Below are 21,705 nucleotides of genomic sequence, written 5' to 3' on the forward strand. Positions count from 1 at the left end.
TCCGGCTAAGGTGTCGGACATGACCGCTTGGGTTTTGCGCGCCACCGTCTTCGGCGCACTCGTCGTCGGGTTGCGGCTGCTGCTCGGATTCGCGATGGCCACCGCGCCGACCTACGGCATCGTCTGGCGCACGGCCTGTCTGGTCCTGATCGTCGGCGCGGCCGCCGCCTGGGGCCTGCGCGACGGTCGTGCCGCCGACGGTACCGACCTGACGGTCCGCTGGATGTCGGCCGGCGCGGTCGCCGGGATCGGCAGCGGGGCCGTGTGCTGGCTGCTCGATCAGGTGCCCGGCATCGCCCTCGGCGACTCCGGCGCGCTGTTCGAACTCACCTCCGCCGCCGCGTTCATCCTGCTGTTGATCTTCCTTCCCGCGCTCGCGGGCATCGGCTACGGCCGGTTCCGTGCCAGGAAGGCGGCGGAGACCGCCCCCGCGGTCGGTGCCACCCAGCTCGCTCCGGCCTGACACCGATTCAGCGACCGCCTGGGACGATCAACCCGGTCTCGTAGGCCAGGCGCACCAACTGCGGCCGGTCGCGGGCGTCGAGTTCGGTCAACAGCCGTCCCACATGGGCGCGGGCCGTCGCGGGACTCGTCGACAGGGCCACCGCGATCTCAGGATTGGACCGGCCCGCACCGATGCCGACGCCACGGTGTCCGATCGCGGTCGGCATCGGCGCGCTCCCTTCGTCGTCGGTCATCCGGTGCGGCGACCCGTCCTCGCCCGCAGCAGCAGCCAGGCGAGCACCCCGACACCGCGCCGACGAGGACACCGGTGACCAGGCTGCTGCCGACGGCGAAGCCGCGCGGTACCAGGTCCTCCAGCGTGGGCGACAGCCGTCCCGCCAGCGTGCCACCCAGCCGCGGCGGCGTGTCGAACGCGCCACGGGTCCACAGGATCTGATGGGTGATCGCCAGCAGCACGCCGTAGACCGCACCCACTGTGAGCAGCGCCCGCAGCGGGTCGCCGACGCGCCGCCAGACGGCATAGCCCACCCACGCTACGAGGGGCGCGAACACCAGCATCGCGTTCACCGCAGGGCCGACCAGGTCCAGGTCGTGCGCGAGGACGCGCGGCACCCCGAGCGATGCCAGCGCGCACACTTCGATGCGGGACAGTCTCATCGCCGCGTCACCCACTCGCGGTACGCGCCGAGGAAGCCGAGGCAGGCGGCCACGGTCGTGACCGCGCTCATGGCCAGCCTGCCCCGGTGGGCGTTCTCGAATTCGGTCGCGGTGCGGCGCAGGACCTCGGCCGAGTGCACAGCCGCCCCTTCGGTGAACAGGATCTCGTTGCGCGGCCAGAAATACAGGACCGAGAACAGGAATTCGCCGAAGAACAGCGTCAGCAGGCTGCCGAGAATCCACCAGCGGGCACGCGGCACCCGCCACACCGTGACCAGGCTCGCCAGCGCGGCAACGACGGTCAGCGCGCCGAGCGGGCGGAACAGCTCCGCGGGGCTTCGAACCGGGTACGCGTTTCGACGTACGGCGGGTACCCACCCGGCACGGCAGGCCGGGTGGGTACCGGTCGATCAGAGCAGGATGGCGCCGCTGTTCGGCTTGTCCGTGCGCGCAATGGCCGAGTAGGCCGCCGCCAGCAGGCTCGGGTCGGGGCCCTCGAGCCTGCCTGGCTTGGCCAGCCCGTCCAGCACCACGAATCGCAGCACACCGGAGCGTGTCTTCTTGTCGGTCTGCATCGCGTCCAGCAGCTGGGGCAGCGCGTCGGCGTCGTAGCTCACCGGCAGACCGACACTTTCCAGGACGGTGCGGTGCCGGTCGGCGGTGGCGTCGTCGAGCCTGCCCGCCAGCCTGCCGAGCTCGGCCGCGAAGACCAGGCCGACCGCCACCGCGGCGCCGTGCCGCCAGCGGTAGCGTTCCCGCCGCTCCACCGCGTGCCCGAGGGTGTGCCCGTAGTTCAGGATCTCGCGCAGGCTCGATTCCTTGAGGTCGGCCGCCACCACGTCGGCCTTGACCTGGATGGCGCGCCGGATCAGTTCCGGCAGCACCGCACCGGTGGGGTCGAGGGCGGCTGCCGGATCGGCTTCGATCAGGTCGAGGATCACCGGGTCGGCGATGAAGCCCGCCTTGATGATCTCGGCCATGCCCGCCACGATCTCGTTGCGCGGCACGGTCTCCAGGGTGGCCAGGTCGACGAGCACCGCGCTCGGCTCGTGGAAGCTGCCGACGAGATTCTTGCCCGCCTCGGTGTTGATGCCGGTCTTGCCGCCGACCGCCGCGTCGACCATCGCCAGCAGCGTGGTCGGCACGTGCACGATGCGCACCCCGCGCATCCAGGTGGCGGCGACGAAGCCGGCCAGGTCGGTGGCCGCGCCACCGCCGAGGCTCACCACGGCGTCGTTGCGGGTCAACCCGATCCGGCCGAGCACCTCCCAGCAGAACCCGGCCACGGCCAGGTCCTTGCCGTCCTCGGCGTCCGGGATCTCGATCCGGTGCGCGTCGATCCCGGTGTCGGCCAGTGCTTTCCGCACCACCTCGGCGGTCTCTGCCAGCGGCGGCTGATGGAAGATCGCCACCGTCCGCACCGCGTTGCCCGCGGTCACCGACTCGACGAGCTCGCCGAGCAGGCCGCGGCCGATGATCACCGGGTACGGGTCGGCGGTACGAACCTCAATGGTCGTCGGATCTGTCACGTGCGCTGCTCCGATTCTTTCTGGTCGTTGTTCTTGCGTCGCCCCCGCCGCCGCGGCCGTTTCCGGCGCGCCCGTTCCTGATTCGCCTCACCGGACGGTGTCGCGCCCCGGCGGCCGCTGGTCGTGCCCACCGCCTCGGCGACGGCTCCGCCGCGCTCCCCACCGCCGCCGCGGCCTGCGCTGCCGAGGTCGGCCTGGCCGTTGTGGTCGCCCGTGGTGTCGGGCCGGTCTGTGCCGCGCCGGCTGGTGGTGCCGGATCGGGTTGTGGTGTCGGCCTGCCTGCCTGCGGCGTCCGGTCCGGACACCTCGCTGCGGTTGCCCGGATGTCCGTGCTCGCCGGATCCGCCGACAGCGCGCCCGGTGCTCGCCGGGAGCCCGCCGGTATTGCGCCCGGTCGCGGAGGTACCGCCGGGCGCCGCCGTGGTGGCACCCCGCGCACCGGTCGCGGTGCGGTCGGCGGCGTTTCCTGGGGTGCCGGTGGTGGCAGACCGGATACGGCCGCCGCGGCGCGACCGCGCTCGCCGTGACCGGCGGGGGTTCGTCGAGCGGGTGCTCGGCTCACCGGGCTGTCGGCCGGTCGAGTCGATGCCGGTCGATGTGCCCGCCTGCGCTGCGTCGGGCGTGGCGGGGGCACCGGGCTCGGGGCCGATGGTCGCGGTCTGCTCGGCCTGGCCCGGCTGCGCGGCGTTCGCCCGGCGCGCTGCCGCGGCGCGCGCCCTGGCCCGGCGTCGTGCCCTGGAGCGATTGCTCCCGGTACCGGGCCTACTGGTGACCGCACCCGGCGGGCTCGCGGCTCCGGCACCTCCCCGGTCGGCCGCGAGATCGGTGCGTACCGATTCCAGCCCGAGCTTGGTCAGGATCATCTTGACCACCCGGCCAGGGCTGCGACCGTCGGTGCGGACCCGGACCGTGGCGACCTGGCGGTAGAGCGGTCGTCGGATCCGCATCAATTCCCGGTACTTGGCGGCGGGGTCGGTGCCGTTGAGCAGCGGCCTGGCATTGCTCGACCCGGTGCGCCGAAGTCCTTCGCCCACACTGATTTCCAGGTAGACGACCGTCGCCCCGCGCAGGATCTCGCGGGTTCGCGCCGACAGTACGGAGCCGCCGCCGAGCGAGACGACGCCGTCGTGCCCGAGCACCGCCCGGCGCACCACGTCCTCCTCGATCCGCCGGAACTCCGGTTCCCCGTCGGTCGCGAAGATCTCGGGGATGCTGCGTCCGGTTTCCGCTTCGATCCCGGCATCGGTGTCGAACAGTTCGACGCCGAGTTCCCTGGCGAGCTTGCGGCCGATCGTCGACTTGCCCGATCCGGGCGGCCCGACCAGCACGATCCGAGCCAGGGGAGCCGTGTCCCCGGCCTTCTCATCGCCCGCGGTTCCTGACTTCGCCGTCGCGGCGCCGATCCGGTCGTCCGGGTGCGCCCGGTGGTCGTCTGTGTGCGCATGGTCGTTCTGTGTTCGCGCCTGGTCGGCCGCCGCGTGTACGCGGTCGTCGGCGTGCGTCCGGTCGGGCCGCGCGTGCGGGTGGTCGGGCACCGCCTGTACCCCGTCGTTCCCCGTCGGCGGGTGGTCGTGCACCGGCCGCGTGCCGTTGTGCACGGACCGTGCGTCGGTAGCGGGCCGCTCGACGCGGTCGCTCGATGGGGGGCCCGCGTCGGTGTCCTCCGCGGCCCCCTCCTGCCCCTGGCCGGTCACGGCGTACGGCTCTCCGCTGGCACGTGCGGGCGGTTGCCGATCCGCTTGACGTAGCTGGTGATGTTGTCGACGGTCTCGGCCAGCGAGTCGCCGCCGAACTTCTCCAGCGCGGCCTGGGCGATCACCAGCGCCACCATCGACTCGGCCACCACCGCGGCCGCTGGCACCGCGCACACATCGGAGCGCTGATGGATGGCCACTGCCTCCTCGCCGCTGGACATGTCCACCGTGGCCAGCGCGCGCGGCACCGTGGAGATCGGCTTCATCGCCGCGCGCACCCGCAGCGCTTCGCCGTTGGTCATGCCGCCCTCGAGTCCACCGGCCCGGTTGGTGGAGCGCAGCACGCCGTCCGGGCCCGGCCGCATCTCGTCGTGAGCCTGGCTGCCGCGCCTGCGCGCGGTCTCGAAACCGTCGCCGACCTCGACACCCTTGATCGCCTGGATACCCATGAGCGCGGCGGCGAGCCGCGAGTCGAGCCGCTGCTCACCGCTGGTGAACGAGCCGAGCCCGATCGGCAGACCGTCGACGATCACCTCGACGACGCCGCCGAGGGTGTCGCCGTCCTTCTTGGCCGCCTCGATCTCGGCGATCATCGCGGCCTCGGCGTCGGCGTCGAACGCGCGCACCGGGCTGGCGTCGATGGCGTCGAGATCGTGCGCGCCCGGGGCGACCCCGGTGGTGTTGGCGGCGGTGCCGATCGACACCACATGCGAGATCACCTCGACGCCGAAGGCCTGACGCAGGAAGTTCCTGGCGACCGTGCCCGCCGCGACGCGGGCCGCGGTCTCGCGGGCACTGGCCCGCTCCAGGACCGGACGGGCGTCGTCGAAGTTGTACTTGAGCATGCCGGAGTAGTCGGCATGGCCCGGACGTGGACGGGTCAGCGGGGCGTTGCGCGCCATTCCGGCGAGTGCCTCCTGGTCGACCGGGTCGGCCGACATCACCTCGGTCCACTTGGGCCACTCGGAGTTGGCGACCTCGATCGCGACCGGACCACCCATGGTCCGGCCGTGGCGCACACCGCCGACCAGCGTGACCTTGTCGGCCTCGAACTTCATTCGTGCGCCGCGCCCGTACCCGAGCCTGCGGCGCGCGAGCTGTGCCGAGACGTCGTCCGATGTCACCTCGACTCCGGCCACCATTCCTTCCAGGAGGGCGACGAGAGCGGGACCATGGGATTCTCCGGCAGTTATCCAGCGCAACACGCCGACCATCTTCCCATGTCGACGCGCGTCGTAGGGCACGCGGTCCACCGTGACGAGCGGCACCCCCGTCCCACTCCGGGCGGCGCGGCGACGCCGACCGCCCCGAGCGGGCCGCCCCGAGCCGGTCCGGACGGACGGACGGCGACGCCGCGTCGCGCGGGCATGCCGGGCGCGTCGGCGCAGCGGTGGCGCGGGCGACGTCGCCGGCCTGCGGTGCGCCGCCGACGGTTCGGCGCATCGGACCGTCGCCGCACCGAGGGGGTTCGTCATCGCGGCACGTCCCGGTCGCGTAGCAACCCTCGGCGTGGCGAACTCGCGGTTCTGAGCGCGGTGACTCGTCGATGTCGACGGCGGGCACGCCCATGCTTGCACCTCGTGGGCGCTCGGCTCCACCGTGACCGCTCGGGTGCGGCCGGCGCCACCGACCACACGAACGATGCCGATGCCGATACCGATCCGCCGCTGTTTGCGCGCGGTCATGCCAGCACCATCGCGGTGACAGTCGCCAGACACATCGCCGGACCGTGCGGCACCATCCGGGGCGCGGACGGCGGCGGCTCTTCCGCATCGCGACTCGGCGCGCCGCGCAGCCGATTCCGGCCGAGTACGACCAACGCGGCGACTGCCGTGAGCAGCGGTGCGGCGCAGGCGGCCCAGACCCAGGCGGGCGCGCCCGCCAGCGCGGCCGCTGCGCCGAGCGGCACCGCGAGCTTCACATCGCCCGCGCCGAGCGCGGCCGGGTCGACGAGGTGGACGACGAGATAGGGGATGGTCAGCAGCGCAGCTCCGATCAACGCGGTCTCGAGCCGCCCGGTGGACAGGGCATAGCCGAGGACACCAGCGGCGCCGACCCCGGTGAGGGCGTTGGGTAGCCGACGGGCATGGACATCGATGACGCCGAGCAACACACACCAGGCGACGAGCAGGCAGTACGCGGCAGTGGTCATGGTTCGATCGTGCGGCGTCCGGCCCGGCCGGACCAGGCCGTGCGCACGAATGTGGACAACTACCCCTGATGTGGATAAACAGGTGTCCAGAATCGGCCCTGGCGACGCGCCCGCCTTGGGGAACGCGCCGCCGACGTGTCGCCGGATGAGCGGTAGCGTTGACGCATGTGTGCTGACTACACGGGCCCGGATCACGCCGCACGGCGTGGCGCCCTGCGGAGCCTGCTGGTGGAGAACGGCGTCGACGCGCTGCTGGTGACCGATCTGGTCAATATCCGCTACCTGACCGGCTTCACCGGCTCCAACGCGGTCCTGCTCGTGCACTCGTGGGACATGCGTGGCGCCGAGGACCGTACCGTCATCGGCACCGACGGCCGCTACTCCGCGCAGGTGGCGGTGCAGGTGCCCGACCTGCGGGCGGAGATCTCCCGCGCCACCGCTCGCCGCATCCTCGAACTGGCCGGTGAGTGGCAGCTCGGCCGCGTCGGCTTCGAGAGCCATGTCGTGACCGTCGCCGAGCATCATTCGTTCCAGCAGCTGCGCACCGGCCTGCAGTTGGTGCCGACCAACGGGCTGGTCGAGCAGCTGCGCATGGTCAAGGACACCTACGAGGTGGCACAGTTGCGCGCGGCCTGCGCGGCCGCCGACGCCGGACTGGCCGATCTGCTCGAGCGCGGACTGCTGCGGCCCGGCCGCACCGAGCGCCAAGTGGCCCGCGACCTGGAGTGGGCGATGTTCGAGCACGGCGCCGAGGCCGTCTCGTTCGAGACCATCGTCGCCACCGGCGCCAACTCCGCGGTCCCGCACCACCGGCCGACCGGCGCGGTCCTGGCCACCGGCGATTTCGTGAAGCTCGACTTCGGCGCGGTCGTCGACGGCTACCACTCCGACATGACCCGCACCCTGGTGCTCGGTAGCCCCGCGGACTGGCAGCGCGAGATCTACGACCTGGTCGCCCGCGCCCAGCGAGCGGGCCGCGAGGCCCTCAAACCCGGCGCGGGGACCGCCGAGGTCGACGCCGCGGCCCGGGTCGTCATCGAGCAGGCAGGCTACGGCGCGCAGTTCGTGCACGGCCTCGGACACGGTGTCGGCCTGCGGATCCACGAAGCGCCGGGAGTCGCGAAAACGAGTACCGGTACACTGCTTGCTGGCGTGGCGGTGACCGTCGAACCTGGTGTGTACCTTCCCGGCCGCGGCGGAGTCCGGATCGAGGACACGCTCGTGGTCCGCGAGGCGGGCCCGGACCTGCTCACCCTCACCAGCAAGGACCTGACCGTCGTCGAGTGACGCCGGTCCCCAGAGACCGCAGTAAACGAACGAGGAGATCCGAGGACAGTGGCGGACACCAGCGACTTCAAGAACGGCCTTGTGCTGAAGATCGACGGTCAGCTCCAGCAGATCATCGAATTCCAGCACGTGAAGCCGGGTAAGGGCCCCGCCTTCGTGCGGACCAAGCTGAAGAACGTGCTGTCCGGCAAGGTCGTCGACAAGACCTTCAACGCGGGCGTCAAGGTGGAGACCGCGACCGTGGACCGTCGCGACATGACCTACCTGTACCACGACGGCAGCGACTACATCTTCATGGACGGCGAGACCTACGACCAGATCTCCATCCCGGAGGCCACCATCGGCGAGGGTGCGCGCTTCCTGCTGGAGAACATGGCGGTGCAGGTCGCGGTGCACGAGGACGCGCCGCTGTTCGTCGAGCTCCCCGTCTCGATCGAGCTGGTCGTGCAGCACACCGACATCGGCCTGCAGGGCGACCGCTCCACCGGCGGCACCAAGCCCGCCACGCTGGAGACCGGCGCCGAGGTGCAGGTCCCGCTGTTCATCAACACCGGTGACAAGCTGCGCATCGACTCGCGCGACGGCAGCTACCTCGGCCGCGTCAACGCCTGATCGTGACGGATTCCCCGGCGGACAAGAAGGGCTCGTTCAAGAAGCTGGGCGCGCGCCACAAGGCGCGCCGCCGGGCGGTCGACCTGCTGTTCGAGGCGGAGGCGCGCGACGTCGACGTCTCGGACCTGATCTCCGAACGCGCCGAGCTGGCCACTCGCGACCAGAGCGTGGCGCCCGTGCACGCCTACACCACGGTCCTCGTCGAAGGCGTCGCCGATGACCTCGACCGGGTCGACGGCACCATCGAGGGTTACCTGCAGGACTGGACGCTGGCCCGCCTGCCCGCCGTCGACCGCGCGATTCTGCGCATCGCAGTGTGGGAGTTGTTCCACGCCACCGACGTTCCGCCGGTGGTCGCGGTCGACGAGGCCGTGGAGCTGGCCAAGGAGCTGTCCACCGACGACTCGCCGTCGTTCGTGAACGGGGTGCTCGGCCAGGTCGTGCAGGTGGCGCCGCAGGTGCGGGCCGCCGCGGCGGCCACCCGTGCCGCGCGCCCGGCCCAGGAACCGGATCAGTGACCAGCAAATATCTCGTGATGGTCATGCGCACACCGGCTTTCGACGAGACCGTGATCGAACCGCACCGTGAGTTCCTGCAGCGGCTGCTCGACACCGGACAGCTGGTGGAGAGCGGCCGGTTCACCGACGGATCGGGCGGCGCGTATGTAGTGCTCGCCGAGAACCTTTCGGCGGCAACGGCGCTCGCGCACGCAGACCCGCTGCACCGCACCGGTGCATCGGAGCTGACGGTGCACGAATGGGAGATCACCGTCTCCGCGTGACCTCGATTCCACACAGCCGCACAGCCTTTCGCGGGTGTGCGGCTGTTGTGTTCCCGGCGGCCGCCACCGGTGGGTGTACGGGAAATCGGTGGCGGCGCGCCCGCGCCGGTAGCGCGGTGCCGGGCGTGCGCGAGGCACGACCGCATCCTGCTACCTCGAGTGCACTCGAGGTCAAGCCCGTCAGCGGTCGGCGTGGACCAGTGGCGCCAGGAAGCCGGTGACCTGCGCCGTCGACGGCTGACCGAGCCTGCGACCGAGATCGTCGGGCGCATCGGCGGCGCCACGACAGCGATCGGGATCGGTGTTGGCGGGATCGGCCGAGTATCGTTCGCCGATCATGGTCGCGGTCGCCACTTCCCGGCCGGTGCGCAGTTCGTACACGGTGACCTCGTAGGTGGCGCGGAACAGGTTGACCGTCCGGCCGATGGGTTCCCCGCGGGCAGGCGCGAACTGACAGGTTTCCACGAGCTCGCCGAGGCTCAGCCGCGTCATGCAGGCGATGAGCTGCACCGTGTCCGTATCGGTCGGCCGCCAGGCCGGGGAATCGCTGCCCGCCACCATCGTGGTGAGGTCGCCGGACAGATAGACCGGGCTCACGCTGTCGCCGCGCCGGTATTCCGCGGCATTCGGGAACGGGGTGCGCTCGGCGCACATCCGGTCGTAGTCGGCCATCTCGAACCGGCTCGCGTCGATCGCCGCGACCGCGAAGAAGCTCACCCCGAACAGGACGATGAACAGCAGCAACCCGATGCCGGGCCCGATCCGGATCACCGGCCGTGGATGCTCACGCCGCTGCTTGATCGGGGTATTGCGCCACCGTTCGAGCCAGGACAGACGGCGTGCCTCGCGGCGCGGGCGCACTCGGTTCGCCGCCGGTCGTTGCGGTGTCGGGTCGTGGACCCAGTCGCTCCAGTGCTCGGAGCTGTCGAACCCGTCGGCTTCGCCGGTGCTCTCGGCAGGGGGCGGTGCGGTCTGCTGCTCGGCCGACCATGCCGCGGCATCGCCTGCGGCTACCGCGGTGGCAGGTCCCGCGGCCGCCTGACCTCGCAGGTTGTCGTCCTCGTACCAGTCCTCGCCGTACCCCGGCTCATACGCACCGGCCGCCGCGTATCGGAGCGCGTCGTCGCCGTCCTCGGGTACTGCCGATCCGTCGAGCTCGTCGGCCTGCACCTGCGCGCCGGACTTGGTCAACGACACGGCTTCCGACATTCCGTCGTCATCCTCGACCGCGGCGCCCGAGCTCTCGTCGGCACCGGGAAGTCCTGCCGTGTCATCGGAATCTGTACCGGATATCGCCTCGACACTCGCGGTCGGGGAGCCTGCCGCTACGTCGTCGGCCGCAGCGGTTTCGGAAAGGGTTCGCGGCGGGGAGTGTTCGGCGGCGTCGGGGTCCGCTGAACTGTCCGCGCTCGTGCTAGCGGCGGCCGAGCCGACGGCCCCAGCCACATCGGTTGCTGGTGTGAGGGTTTCGGAAGTGGTTCGCGGGGGGGAGTACTCGGCGGCACCGGCCTCCGCCGCACTGTCGGTGCTCGCGCCCACGGCAGCGCCTGCGATGACCCCGGCCATACCGGCTGCCGCGGCAGCGGATACCGCCGGCACAACCTCTGCGCCCGATACCGATACGCCTTCGCGATCAGCGGAGATGGAGTCGTCGGTTTCCGACACGGTGTCGGCTGCCTCTTCTCCGGTGTTCCCAGGTACTTCCGGGGACGGCTGGATGGTGGAGGGTCCTGCGGTCGGAGAGTCGCTGATCCGCTCGGTGTCCAGGTCGGCGGCACCGGAGTCGCTACCCGCGGTGTCTGCGCCCGAGTGATCCGGCGCGGACGATCCGCCAGGTACCTCCGGCGATCCGATGAGCGTCGCCGGTTCCCCTGTGCCGTGGGAATCCTCCCGGTTGATCTCCTCGCCCGGCGCCACGGCCGGTTCGGTCGTGCTTCTCTCGTCGACGTCGGGTGTGCGGGCGTTGCCCCGCGCCGCCGAATCTCCGCCACCGGCCTCGGGATGCGGTCCGTCGCTCCCGGCGATGGCGTGCGGCGTTTCGCGAGTGGGCACGGCACCGGCCGCTTCGGGGGTCGCGGCCGTGGTGGCTTCGCGATCCGACGTGTCGGTCGCGGGCTCGGCTGAGGGTCGGTGGGCGAGGCGATCGATGGCGGCGAGGAATGCCGGGGCGCCCGCGCGGATGCTCAACGGTGACGGCGCGTCCGAGGCATCGGGCGATTCCGGCTGGTCGGGCTTGGTGGTGGCGGGACGCGGGGTGGTGGTGGGGGTGAGGCGGGCCGGGAAGCCCTGCTCGGCCAGGACGACCCGGCTCGGCAGCAGGTGGGCGAGGTTGAGCGCGTCGAAGACGCGGCGCACATCGTTGACGCTGAGCCGGGTCGTGCGTCCGGTCTCGCCGTGGAAGTAGTCGTGCAGGGCGGTCGAATCCTCGCGGTCGACCAGCACCGCGCGGTACCCGTCGGCGATGCGGGATTCCTCGAGCCTGATCCGCGAACCGGGCTGGGGGACCAGCACGACCACCGCGTTCACCCAGCCGAAGATCCCGGACTGCTGCAGCAGATTCTTCGCCGCGAACACCTGCCGCCGCACCTGGACGAACGGATTCGGCACCCGGACGGCGTGATACAGGGCGGCCTCGGCGCCGTCGACCGTCCACGGCCCGTTCGGCGGGGTGGCGAGCACACCGTCCTGGCGTGCCGTGAACCCCTTCACCTCGATGACGGTGGCGCCCTGCGGCGTGCACACCAGTGCGTCGACCTCGACCGACCCGCCCCGGCTCTCAGGCACATGGCACCGGAACACGGCTATACCACCGACCTCGGACGCCCATTCCCGGATCGCCGCCGCGACGACCTCTTCTGCGCCTTCGAGCTCGGTTTCGTCCGCGACAACGACGATCACCACGACCCCCTGTGCAACCGACTGCGGACCATACCAGGATACGGCCTCCACCAGCCAGCTCGAAACCGAATCCTGTTGCCGAGCAACGAGATCGGCAACGCCGATTTCCGGTCTCGCGGCGGGGTGCCGCGAGACCGGGTCCGGCCGGGTGACTCAGCCGCTGATCTCGGCCAGCCAGACGTAGTCTCGTGCCCTGGTCACCGCGACGAATTGCTGGCGCATGGTGAGTTCGTACCGCTCCCGCTCCGCGTCGGTGGCAGGGGCCGCCGGCACCGGGAACGGGTGGATGACCGCGCGGAAATCCAGCCCTTTGGCCCGATAGACCGTGCCGACCTTGACGCCGGTGTCGGCGGCGGCGCAGCGGTAGTCGACGAGTTCGGTGGCGGGGATCTGCCACTGGTGCAGCAGCCGCAGGATCGCTTCGGCTTCGGGGTTGGTGATGGTGATGATCGCGGTATCGGACAGGGAGATGCCCGCGGCGACGATCAGGTCCAGCCTGCCGCGCAGGTGTCCGGCCAGCTCGGCCCTGGTGCAGGACCAGCGTTCGGCGATGCCGTCGGGGAGCGCGGCTTCGGTGTGTTCGAGGCTGTGGCGGTCGCCGGTGTCGAAGTCGTCGACCGGACCTGCCCCCGGCAGACTCGCGGCGAGTTTCAATATCGCCCGCCGGTTGCGGTAGTTCCTGGTCAGCCGTTCGCTGCGGCCGACGATCGCGATGCCCGCGTCGACGAACCGCCAGCCGCCCGCGTAGATCTGCTGTTGCCGGTCGCCGACGAACAACAGCGAGTTCGGTTCGTCGCCGGTGAGCTCGTGCACCAGACGCACACTCTGCAACGTCATGTCCTGTACCTCGTCGACCACGACCATCGCGTACGGCCGGTCGAGGGGGCGGGCGCGTAGTTCGTCGAGCGCGGCGGCGATCACGTCATTGCCGTCGAAACAGCCACGCTCGGTCCGGATCTGCTCGTAGGCCCGGTACAGGGCCCACACATGGCGGCGCTGGACGGGATGTAGCGGCACCCGGCGGCCACGGCGGTCCACCTCGGCGTAGGCAGCGAAGCCCGCGTCGGTGGCGGGCAGTCCGCGACCCTTGATCACCCGGTCGATCTCCTCCCGCCAGTAGCTCGGCTCGGTGGCGGCCAGCGGGCTCACCCGGCCTGCCCTGATCCAGGCGAGGTTGAACGCGGTGGTCGTCCGTTTGAGCTCCATGATCCGTGGCTTGCCGCGTTCGGCGAGGAAGTTCTGCGCCCAGGCGTGCAGGTTCGTGAACTCCGCGCGGTGTGCCGCGTCGGGAAGCAGTCGCGCGAACGCGGACTGCTGGCACGGCGGCAGATTCCGCACCAGCGTCGTGAACAGCAGCGGGCCGGTGCTGCGCCGGGCGCGATGGGCCATGCGGTGCAGCGCCAGCACGGTTTTGCCCGAGCCCGCCGGGCCGACGATCCGCGCAGGCCCGGTGTAGTTGCGGGCGACGAGGGCGTTCTGCGTGGGATCGAGGAAGGTCAGCCAGGTCGGAAACGGCTTGGCCAGTGCGAGGTTCACCTGATCGGTCTGCAGCGCGTCCACCTCGAGCAGACCATCCGGCGCCGCGGCCGGTGCGGGGGTGACGGTGGGCAGCAGCACATAGTCGGCGTGCCTGCGACCGGTGTGCTCGGCGAGTGCTCGCGCGGCCTTCGCGGGCAGTATCCGGTCGCGGCCGAGCACGCTGCGCAACGTGGCATCGGTGACGACGACGAACCGCCCGTCCGCATCCGGCCGCCGCCCGGCGGGCAGCACGAACACCAACTCCACTGTCTCGCGTACGAACTCGCCGCTTTCCGGACCATAGGAAACCCCGGTGAACACGTGCTCCGCCTGCGCCCTCAGCCTGCGGATCTGTGCCTCACCAGGCAATTCGTCGACGATATTGACCGCGAACACTCCGCCGGGCCCGATCAGCATCGCATCGCATCGGCCCGCAGGCGCGGGCTGGGTGCGATGCAGCAGCAACCGCCATTGCCGATGCCCGTCCACCAGCAGCGCGGTGTAGACATTCCGTGACCGCCCCGGTAGCTCACCGACCGCGTCCCCGACCTCGCACTCGATCCGCCGCCGTAGCATCTCCCGATCGTTGCTGGACGTCATCCCGGCCACCCCACTCGGTCCGCGCGTTCTCCGTCCCTTCGAGTATGAGTGAAATACCAAGCCACAGACAGAGTTTCATCCCAAGAAGGCCGGAGGCGTCAGCAGCTACGGAAGCAGCAGCACCGCCCCACGCGCGGTCCGGTCCTCGGGCGCACGGTGCGCCGCAGCAGCCTCACCGAGCGGCAGCACAGCATCGATCGCGACGTTCAGCGTCCCCTGCGCGGCGGTCTCCCAGGAAGAATAAGGGCCACCGAATCCGCCGCGCCCGCGACAAAGCTCGGCGTAGGTGTGTCGTAACCACTTGCCGCTGCGCGGCGCGGTCGGTCTTGTCAGCGCACGCCGCGCGGGCGGAACTGGATGCTGATGCGTGGGCCCACCGGGCGGGTGGTTTTGGGGACGGCGTGTTCCCAGGTGCGTTGGCAGGAGCCGCCCATGACGAGTAGGTCGCCGTGGCCCGCGGTGAACCGGGTGCTCGGTCCGCCGCCGCGGGGGCGGAGCAGCAGGGTGCGTGGGGCGCCGACGGAGACGATCGCCACCATGGTGTCGTCGGTGGCGCCGCGGCCGATGGTGTCGCCGTGCCAGGCGACACTGTCGCGGCCGTCGCGGTAGTAGCACAGGCCCGCGGTGCGGAAGGGTTCGCCGAGTTCGCTCGCGTAATGGCTGCTCAGGGCGTCGCGGGCAGTGACGAGGATGCGGTCGGGGAGTGGATCGTGTTCGGCGAAGAACGAGACGAGCCGTGGCACATCGACCACCCGGTCGTACATCGGCCTGCGTTCGGCATGCCACGGCACCCGCTCGGCCAGTCGCTCGAACACCGTGCTCGCGCCACCGAGCCACCCGGGGAGCACATCCACCCAGGCGGTCGCGTCGAGCCGGGTGCGCCGGACGTCCGCCAGCGAACCCAGCACGACGGCATCACCGTCGAACAGTGAACCTTGCAGGGGCAGCGACATGACCGCCAGTGTAGCGCGTATTCGAACACATGTTCGCATTGTCGCTAGTGTCCGGCGAGCTGAGCGACGATCGGTGCGAATCGTTCGGCGACCTCGCCGCCGAAGACGAAGTAGGAGAAGCCCATCTCCTCCCGCCGCCGCTGGATCTCCTCGGCGGCTGCCACCGGGTCCTCGGGCAGGACTGTCATCGCGTCCGCGCCGCGCCAGGCGGCGGTATCGATGTCGTGGGGCGCCGTGTGGGCCGCGACGGTGTCACCGATCACCGGCCCGGCCAGCGCGAGTTCCATCTCGGTGGTGCGGTATGCGCAGGCCAGCCGGTGCTCACCAGTACTGGTGGCGCGTGCCGTCGGTGTCGGCGACGAAGATCACCGCGTCGGTGCCGTCCAGATCGGCAGGAGTGAGCGGGATATGACCCGGCACGATCGGGGCGCCCGCCTGCGTCCCCGCGGGCAGCGTGGCGCGCAGGGACGCCGCGGAGAACAGGGACCTGCGGGTGGTGGCCGCGGCGAGCGCGCCCTGGAGAGTGCCGGGCGCGCTGTGCGGGGCGCCGTCGGTCGTCACCACGATATGGCGCGCACCGAGTGCGGGCGCGACGAGAGCGCCTGCGCCGCACCAGCTCACGTCCCCGGTTCCCATCCCCATGGTCGATCGCCCGCGGTGCACGTGCGCATTGTGCGCGAAGACCAGGCTCGGCCCGCGGTCTTGCTCGGCGTCGCGAATGGCCAGCAGGTTGTCGGCCATCATCTCGGCGCGGATGCTGAGCAGGGTACCGATCCGGTCGGGTGCGGTGCTGCCCATGGCGGCGTGATAACGCAGTACCCCCTGCGCGGTCCGCGCGTCCGCGACCGCGCGGTCGAAGGCCGCCGGTGCCGTCGCGCGGAGGTCGGGCGCCGCGCGGCGCAGGGCACTGGCGATGTCGTCGGCGATGCTGCGCAGGAAACGCACGCGCGCGCAGTCGCCGAGGGCGGCGTCGGGGTCGTAGATGCCTGCCGGGTTCGACCAGTCGGCGTCGGCGCCGAGCAGCGATTCCAGCTCGCCGGCGGAGGCGGGGCGCAGGGCCGCGGGCAGCGCCGCGAGAGCTCCGGTGAGGGCGGCGCGCGGGCTCGGCGTTTCGATCTGGTCGAGCGGTGCGTCGAAGCCGTGGAAGCGGACCCGGTCGGCCGGTGCGCGCCCGGCATTGTGCGCGCGCAGCCAGGTGACGAGTTCCCGATTGCCGGGCACGGCGCCGAATGCGTGAGTGAATCCGGTGGCGAGCACCGTGTCGAGGTCGGTGTCCGCGCCGTCGATGTAGTCGTCGACCAGGGACGCGGCGAAGTGGTCGGTCTCGAGCACCACCGACCGGAATCCTCGCTCGACCAGGTGCGCCAGGATGTCGTTGCGCAGCGAAGGGAACGCCGCGATTCCGTGGGTCGGCTCGCCGAGGGCGAGGACGGCGGGTGGTTCGGTGCGAGTGGCCAGCAGATCGTCGAGCGCGTGGCCGAGCTGTGTGGCGTCGTCGAGCGGGCGGCCGGGCGTGAGCGGTGCGGTAGCGGATGACATACCTTCGACAGTATCGTTGAAGGTTCGTGTGAAACTTTTCTGCAATCAGCCGAGTTAGACTCGGTGAAACCTTCAAAGAGAGGTGCGACCTGCGGCCCATCGATCTCGCTCGGGAGCACGGTCTGTCGGCGCAGGCGATTCGCAACTACGACGACGCGGGCATATTCCCGCCCACCGCCCGCACCGAGTCCGGCTACCGCCGCTACACCCCGCTGCACGCGCAGGCCCTGCGGGCGTTTCTCGCCCTGCGCGCCGGGCACGGCCATCAGCGAGCCACTGCGATCCTGCGCGCGGTCCATCGGGGTGACCTGGACGCCGCCTACCGGCTGATCGATGCCGCGCACGTCGCGCTGCTCGACGAACGTGGCACCCGCGCCGACGTCGCGAGTGCCCTGCGCGAGTTGTCCACGACAATGCCTGCCCGCATCGCGGGCCCGGCCATGACGATCGGGGAACTCGCGCGCCGCCTTGCCCTGCATCCGGCGACCTTGCGCACCTGGGAAGCGCGCGACATCGTGCGCCCCGACCGCGACCGCGCCACCGGATATCGCCGATACGGGCCGGAATGCGTCCGCGACGCCGAGATCGCCCGGCAGCTGCGCCGCGGCGGATACCCGCTGAGCCGGATCGCGCAATTCCTCGACGCGCTCCGTGCGGCGGGCGGGGCCGAGCCGCTGCGGCAGTTTCTCGAGGACTGGCAGGATCGGCTGACCACCCGTGGCCGCACATTGCTACACGGTGCCGCTGAACTCGATATTTACCTGACGAGGGAAGAAGCGGCACGTGCGGAAGCCGTGCTCCACAGCCGTGAGTGAGCCCGGCGAACTCCGGCCCGTTGTGGATACTCGCTGAAGTGACCGCGAGCCCGATGACCGACCGTGCCGTGCTGCCGGGCTGGTCGGTGCCCCTCGTCTTCGTCGTCGCCGCGACCTCGCAGTATGTAGGTGCGGCGCTCGGCGTGTTCCTCTTCGACACCACCGAACCGGCGACCGTCGCCTGGCTGCGCGCCGCGGCCGCCGGCGTGGCGCTGGTGGCGTGGCGGCGGCCGTGGCGCACCCGGTGGACGCGGCGGGGGATCGCGGTGGCGGCCGGATTCGGGATCGTCACGGTGGGCATGAACATCGTGTTCTACGAGGCGATCGCCCGTATTCCGCTCGGCACCGCCGTCGCCATCGAATTTCTGGGGCCGGTCGCCGTGGCCACACTCGGTTCCCGCCGGGCCAGGGACGTGCTGGCGGTGGTGCTGGTCGCGGCGGGTGTGGTGCTGCTGGCCGGAGTGCAGCTGGACGTGGAACCGGTGGGCGTGGGATTCGCGCTCGCCTCGGCGGTGCTGTGGGCAGGCTACATCCTGGTCGGCAAGCGGGTCGCCGACGCCGGGGACGGGCAGGATTCGCTCGCGGTCGGAATGGCCGCAGCGGCGGTGCTGCTCGCCCCGTTCGTGCTGATCCCGCAGGTGCTGATCGACGCGTCGGTATTCGCCGATTCCCGCACCTGGCTGCTCGGCCTCGGCGTCGGCCTGCTGTCGAGCGCCGTTCCGTATGCCCTGGACCAGGTGGTGTTGACGGCGGTCGGCCGGGCTCGCTTCGCCCTGCTGCTCGCGCTGCTCCCTGCCACCGCGGCCGTCGTCGGCGCGATCGCGCTCGGCCAGCTGCTGAGCGGACCGGAGGTGGCCGGAATCGCGCTGGTCATGACGGCACTGACGATCAGCGCCATGCCCACCCGACAAGTGGCGCCGGAACCGCCCGCACCGCTGTAGTCGACCCTGACGTTGCGTCAGAGTCGACGATGCTCGGATGAGCACACCGTATCCCGCCTTCTACGACGCCATCGCCCCAGGCCTCGCCACCTGGCTGAGCACTGCCATCGACGCCAACGCCCGCGCCGAACGAGTTGTCACAGTGACGATCCCGCACGCGGCCCCAGGTACTGCCGCCGTCGGTGGAGGTAGCTCTGCTCACGGGGCTTTCGACGGGGCTGTGATCGGTGCCGCACGAGGTGGCCGTGGACCGGGGTCGTGGTGGCGCTCACAGCGGGGACGCCCTGGTCAGAGTAGGGGGAGGACGCTGATAGGGTGGAGCGCGAGTTAGGCATCCTTTAACGGACCGTCCGGTGAGGCGGGGAAGGAGGTCGGCATGGCTGTGCCCGAACGGGCGGCCGGAACCGGCGCGGGTGAAACGTCGCAGCGGCACACTCCGGAGTGGGTGGCGGCCGGGCGCGAGCTGTTGTCACCGTCGGACGTCAACCGCACCATCGCGCGCATCGCGCACCAGATCATCGAGAAGACCGCACTCGACGCGGGCGACGCACCGCGGGTGGTGCTCATGGGAATCCCGACCCGCGGCACCACGCTGGCCAACCGGCTCGCCGCCAAGATCGAGGAGTTCTCCGGCGTGCGGCCCGCACTCGGCTCACTCGACATCACCCTCTACCGCGACGATCTGCGCAGCCGTCCGCACCGCCCGCTCGAACGCACCTCGGTGCCCGACGGCGGCATCGAGAACGCCCTGGTCGTGCTCGTCGACGACGTGCTGTTCTCCGGCCGCACCGTCCGCTCGGCGCTGGACGGCCTGCGCGACCTCGGCCGCCCCCGCGCCGTCCAGCTGGCCGTCCTGATCGACCGCGGTCACCGCGAACTGCCTATCCGCGCCGACTACGTGGGCAAGAACGTGCCGACCTCCCGCGCCGAGGACATCTCGGTGCTGCTCACCGAACACGACGGACACGACGGGGTGTACCTGCACCAGGAGGCGCAGCAGCAGTGAGACATCTTCTGACGGTCGCCGACCTGGACCGTGGCACCGCCACCGAACTCCTCGACGAGGCCGAGCGTTTCGAACAGGCGCTGCTCGGCCGCGAGGTGAAAAAGCTGCCGACGCTGCGCGGCCGCACCGTGATGACCGTGTTCTACGAGAACTCCACCCGCACCAGGGTCTCCTTCGAGGTCGCGGGCAAGTGGATGAGTGCCGACGTGATCAATGTGAGCGCGTCGAGTTCCTCGGTCTCCAAGGGCGAATCGCTGCGCGACACCGCGCTCACCCTGCACGCGGCAGGCGCCGACGCGCTGATCGTGCGGCACCCGGCCTCCGGTGCCGCACACCAGATCGCGCGCTGGATGGACCAGTGGGCGCGCGCGGAGAACCGGGCAGCGCCCGCGATCATCAACGCGGGCGACGGCACCCACCAGCACCCCACCCAGGCACTGCTCGACGCGCTGACCCTGCGCCAGCGGCTCGGCGACATCGAGGGCAAGCGGATCGTGCTGGTCGGCGACATTCTGCACAGCCGGGTCGCCCGCTCGAATGTCTTCCTGCTGAACACTCTCGGTGCGGAGGTGGTGCTGGTGGCGCCGGGCACGCTGCTGCCGGTGGGCGTGGACAGCTGGCCGTGCCGGGTGTCGACCTCGCTGGACGCCGAACTGCCCGGGGCCGACGCGGTGATGATGCTGCGGGTCCAGGCCGAGCGGATGAACGGCGGGTTCTTCCCGTCGGCGCGGGAGTACTCGATCAACTACGGACTGTCCGAGCGCCGGCTGGGCCTGCTCGGTGACGACGCGGTGGTGCTGCACCCCGGTCCGATGCTGCGCGGTATGGAGATCGCAGCCGCGGTCGCCGATTCGCCGAAAGCGGCGGTCCTGCAACAGGTGACGAACGGAGTGCACATGCGAATGGCCGTGTTGTTCCGGCTCGTCGGCGGTGCCAAGGAGGAAACGGCGTGAGTGAACTGCTGATCAGGAACGTCCGGCCCTACGGTGCGGACGAGCCGGTTGATGTGCTGGTGCGCGGTACCGTCATCGCCGAGATCGGTCCCGGCCTGGCGGCTGCCGCGGGCGCCGAGGTGATCGACGGCGACGGCCAGATCCTGCTGCCCGGCTTCGTCGACCTGCACACCCACCTGCGCGAACCCGGCCGCGAGGACACCGAGACCATCGAAACCGGTTCCGCCGCGGCGGCTCTCGGCGGGTATACCGCGGTGTTCGCGATGGCCAACACCAGCCCGGTCGCCGACTCGCAGGTGATCACCGATCATGTGTGGCGGCGTGGCCAGGAGGTCGGCCTGGTCGACGTGTTCCCGGTCGGCGCGGTCACCGTCGGCTTGGCGGGCAAGCAGCTCGCCGAGATGGGCACCATGGCTGCGGGCGTCGGCCGGGTACGGATGTTCTCCGACGACGGCCACTGCGTCTACGACCCGCTGATCATGCGCCGCGCCCTCGAGTACGCGACCTCCCTCGGGGTACTCATCGCCCAGCACGCGGAGGAACCGCGACTGACCGAGGGTGCCGTCGCGCACGAGGGTCCCAACGCCGCCCGCCTCGGCCTCGCGGGCTGGCCGCGCGCCGCCGAGGAGTCGATCGTCGCCCGCGACGCGCTGCTGGCCCGCGACGCAGGCGCCCGCGTGCACATCTGCCACGCCTCCACGGCGGGCACCGTCGAACTGGTGAAATGGGCCAAGGGCCAGGGCATCGCGATCACCGCCGAGGTCACCCCGCACCACCTGCTGCTCGACGACTCGCGCCTGGAGACCTACGACGCGGTGAACAAGGTGAACCCGCCGCTGCGCGAGTCCACCGACGTCACCGCCCTGCGCCAGGCGCTGGCCGACGGCATCATCGACTGCGTCGCCACCGACCACGCCCCACACGCCGAACAGGACAAATGCTGCGAGTTCGCGGCCGCGCGTCCCGGCATGCTCGGGTTGGAGACCGCCCTGTCGATCATCGTGCAGACGATGGTGCGGCCGGGCCTGCTCGACTGGCGTGGGGTCGCCAGGGTGATGAGCGAGCGGCCCGCCGCGATCGTCGGCCTCGACGACCACGGCCGCCCGATCGCCGTCGGCGAACCGGCCAACCTCACGCTGATCGACCCCGACGCCGAGTGGACGGTGCGCGGCGCCGAACTGGCGAGCATCTCGAACAACACCCCGTTCGAGGACATGACGTTCCCGGCGCAGGTGACAGCCACCGTGCTGCGCGGCCGGGTGACCGCCCGCGAGGGCAAGGCGGTCGGGATCTAGGGAAGGCCTG

21 protein-coding genes and 1 pseudogene are annotated in these 21,705 nt (G+C 71.0%); 10 read left to right on the forward strand and 12 right to left on the reverse strand.

Translation table 11 applies throughout. From position 1 onward, the window contains the following. Positions 1 to 19 precede the first annotated feature (19 nt). Positions 20 to 463, forward strand: coding sequence for a B-4DMT family transporter (locus ACFOW8_RS18330; RefSeq protein WP_378551867.1), 444 nt, complete (start codon positions 20 to 22; stop codon positions 461 to 463). 7 nt (positions 464 to 470) lie between these two features. Here ACFOW8_RS18330 and ACFOW8_RS18335 read toward each other — a convergent pair whose 3' ends face one another. From ACFOW8_RS18335 to ACFOW8_RS18365, 7 genes and pseudogenes are all read right to left on the reverse strand, one after another. After that, a complete protein-coding gene (locus tag ACFOW8_RS18335) occupies positions 471 to 671 on the reverse strand; it encodes a response regulator transcription factor (protein ID WP_378551868.1) in 201 nt (66 codons plus the stop codon). Continuing rightward, complete coding sequence (locus ACFOW8_RS18340) at positions 613 to 1,122, reverse strand: hypothetical protein (protein ID WP_378551870.1); 510 nt, start codon at positions 1,120 to 1,122, stop codon at positions 613 to 615. The genes ACFOW8_RS18335 and ACFOW8_RS18340 overlap by 59 nt, the downstream gene beginning before the upstream one ends. Beyond that, entirely contained in the window at positions 1,119 to 1,382 is a 264-nt protein-coding gene (locus ACFOW8_RS18345) for a hypothetical protein (protein WP_378551871.1), read from the reverse strand. Before ACFOW8_RS18345 ends, ACFOW8_RS18340 begins: the two co-directional genes overlap by 4 nt. 150 nt (positions 1,383 to 1,532) lie before the next feature. Beyond that, positions 1,533 to 2,651 carry a 3-dehydroquinate synthase gene (gene aroB / locus ACFOW8_RS18350; RefSeq protein WP_378551873.1) on the reverse strand — a complete coding sequence of 373 codons (1,119 nt, stop codon included), beginning with the start codon at positions 2,649 to 2,651 and terminating at the stop codon, positions 1,533 to 1,535. An 845-nt stretch (positions 2,652 to 3,496) separates the two neighbouring features. Beyond that, positions 3,497 to 3,991 (reverse strand): annotated as a pseudogene (locus ACFOW8_RS18355) (shikimate kinase); the annotation flags it as partial. A 350-nt stretch (positions 3,992 to 4,341) separates the two neighbouring features. Further along, complete coding sequence (gene aroC / locus ACFOW8_RS18360; RefSeq protein WP_378552098.1) at positions 4,342 to 5,550, reverse strand: chorismate synthase; 1,209 nt, start codon at positions 5,548 to 5,550, stop codon at positions 4,342 to 4,344. Between the two features lie 476 nt (positions 5,551 to 6,026). Further along, on the reverse strand, positions 6,027 to 6,497 hold the full coding sequence (locus tag ACFOW8_RS18365) for a prepilin peptidase (protein WP_378551875.1): 471 nt from the start codon (positions 6,495 to 6,497) through the stop codon (positions 6,027 to 6,029). Positions 6,498 to 6,662: 165 nt separating this feature from the next. Between ACFOW8_RS18365 and ACFOW8_RS18370 the strand changes: the two genes are divergently transcribed. From ACFOW8_RS18370 to ACFOW8_RS18385, 4 genes are read left to right on the forward strand one after another with little or no spacing between them, the layout of a single operon-like run. Continuing rightward, positions 6,663 to 7,784: an aminopeptidase P family protein gene (locus tag ACFOW8_RS18370; RefSeq protein ID WP_378551876.1), complete on the forward strand. Its 1,122-nt coding sequence runs from the start codon at positions 6,663 to 6,665 to the stop codon at positions 7,782 to 7,784. 48 nt (positions 7,785 to 7,832) lie between these two features. Beyond that, positions 7,833 to 8,396 carry an elongation factor P gene (efp, locus tag ACFOW8_RS18375; RefSeq protein WP_378551878.1) on the forward strand — a complete coding sequence of 188 codons (564 nt, stop codon included), beginning with the start codon at positions 7,833 to 7,835 and terminating at the stop codon, positions 8,394 to 8,396. Positions 8,397 to 8,398: 2 nt separating this feature from the next. Beyond that, positions 8,399 to 8,914: a transcription antitermination factor NusB gene (gene nusB / locus ACFOW8_RS18380; protein WP_378551880.1), complete on the forward strand. Its 516-nt coding sequence runs from the start codon at positions 8,399 to 8,401 to the stop codon at positions 8,912 to 8,914. Then, a complete protein-coding gene (locus tag ACFOW8_RS18385) occupies positions 8,911 to 9,177 on the forward strand; it encodes a YciI family protein (RefSeq protein WP_378551882.1) in 267 nt (88 codons plus the stop codon). The genes nusB and ACFOW8_RS18385 overlap by 4 nt, the downstream gene beginning before the upstream one ends. Before the next feature lie 180 nt (positions 9,178 to 9,357). On the opposite strand, the gene ACFOW8_RS18390 is transcribed toward ACFOW8_RS18385, so the two are convergent. The 5 genes from ACFOW8_RS18390 to ACFOW8_RS18410 all read right to left on the reverse strand — a co-directional run bounded on the left by ACFOW8_RS18390 (position 9,358) and on the right by ACFOW8_RS18410 (position 16,685). Then, positions 9,358 to 12,075: an NERD domain-containing protein gene (locus ACFOW8_RS18390; RefSeq protein ID WP_378551884.1), complete on the reverse strand. Its 2,718-nt coding sequence runs from the start codon at positions 12,073 to 12,075 to the stop codon at positions 9,358 to 9,360. A gap of 153 nt (positions 12,076 to 12,228) precedes the next feature. Then, positions 12,229 to 14,193 (reverse strand): UvrD-helicase domain-containing protein, encoded by a 1,965-nt coding sequence (locus ACFOW8_RS18395; protein WP_378551886.1) that lies wholly within the window; start codon positions 14,191 to 14,193, stop codon positions 12,229 to 12,231. Between the two features lie 329 nt (positions 14,194 to 14,522). Then, on the reverse strand, positions 14,523 to 15,146 hold the full coding sequence (locus ACFOW8_RS18400) for an alpha-ketoglutarate-dependent dioxygenase AlkB (protein ID WP_378551888.1): 624 nt from the start codon (positions 15,144 to 15,146) through the stop codon (positions 14,523 to 14,525). Between the two features lie 44 nt (positions 15,147 to 15,190). Next, positions 15,191 to 15,433, reverse strand: a complete 243-nt coding sequence (locus ACFOW8_RS18405) for a hypothetical protein (RefSeq protein ID WP_378551889.1) — start codon at positions 15,431 to 15,433, stop codon at positions 15,191 to 15,193. Positions 15,434 to 15,467: 34 nt separating this feature from the next. Further along, entirely contained in the window at positions 15,468 to 16,685 is a 1,218-nt protein-coding gene (locus tag ACFOW8_RS18410) for an erythromycin esterase family protein (RefSeq protein WP_378551891.1), read from the reverse strand. 89 nt (positions 16,686 to 16,774) lie between these two features. Between ACFOW8_RS18410 and ACFOW8_RS18415 the strand changes: the two genes are divergently transcribed. The 5 genes from ACFOW8_RS18415 to ACFOW8_RS18435 all read left to right on the forward strand — a co-directional run bounded on the left by ACFOW8_RS18415 (position 16,775) and on the right by ACFOW8_RS18435 (position 21,695). Continuing rightward, positions 16,775 to 17,500 carry a MerR family transcriptional regulator gene (locus ACFOW8_RS18415; protein WP_378552100.1) on the forward strand — a complete coding sequence of 242 codons (726 nt, stop codon included), beginning with the start codon at positions 16,775 to 16,777 and terminating at the stop codon, positions 17,498 to 17,500. A gap of 53 nt (positions 17,501 to 17,553) precedes the next feature. Then, a complete protein-coding gene (locus tag ACFOW8_RS18420) occupies positions 17,554 to 18,441 on the forward strand; it encodes an EamA family transporter (protein WP_378552101.1) in 888 nt (295 codons plus the stop codon). Positions 18,442 to 18,817: 376 nt separating this feature from the next. Then, on the forward strand, positions 18,818 to 19,447 hold the full coding sequence (gene pyrR / locus ACFOW8_RS18425) for a bifunctional pyr operon transcriptional regulator/uracil phosphoribosyltransferase PyrR (protein ID WP_378551893.1): 630 nt from the start codon (positions 18,818 to 18,820) through the stop codon (positions 19,445 to 19,447). Beyond that, positions 19,444 to 20,400: an aspartate carbamoyltransferase catalytic subunit gene (locus tag ACFOW8_RS18430; protein ID WP_378551895.1), complete on the forward strand. Its 957-nt coding sequence runs from the start codon at positions 19,444 to 19,446 to the stop codon at positions 20,398 to 20,400. Before pyrR ends, ACFOW8_RS18430 begins: the two co-directional genes overlap by 4 nt. Beyond that, positions 20,397 to 21,695 (forward strand): dihydroorotase, encoded by a 1,299-nt coding sequence (locus tag ACFOW8_RS18435; RefSeq protein WP_378551897.1) that lies wholly within the window; start codon positions 20,397 to 20,399, stop codon positions 21,693 to 21,695. The genes ACFOW8_RS18430 and ACFOW8_RS18435 overlap by 4 nt, the downstream gene beginning before the upstream one ends. The last annotated feature ends 10 nt before the right edge of the window (positions 21,696 to 21,705 follow it).

Source organism: Nocardia rhizosphaerae (genome assembly GCF_042650365.1).
GTDB lineage: Bacteria > Actinomycetota > Actinomycetes > Mycobacteriales > Mycobacteriaceae > Nocardia > Nocardia rhizosphaerae.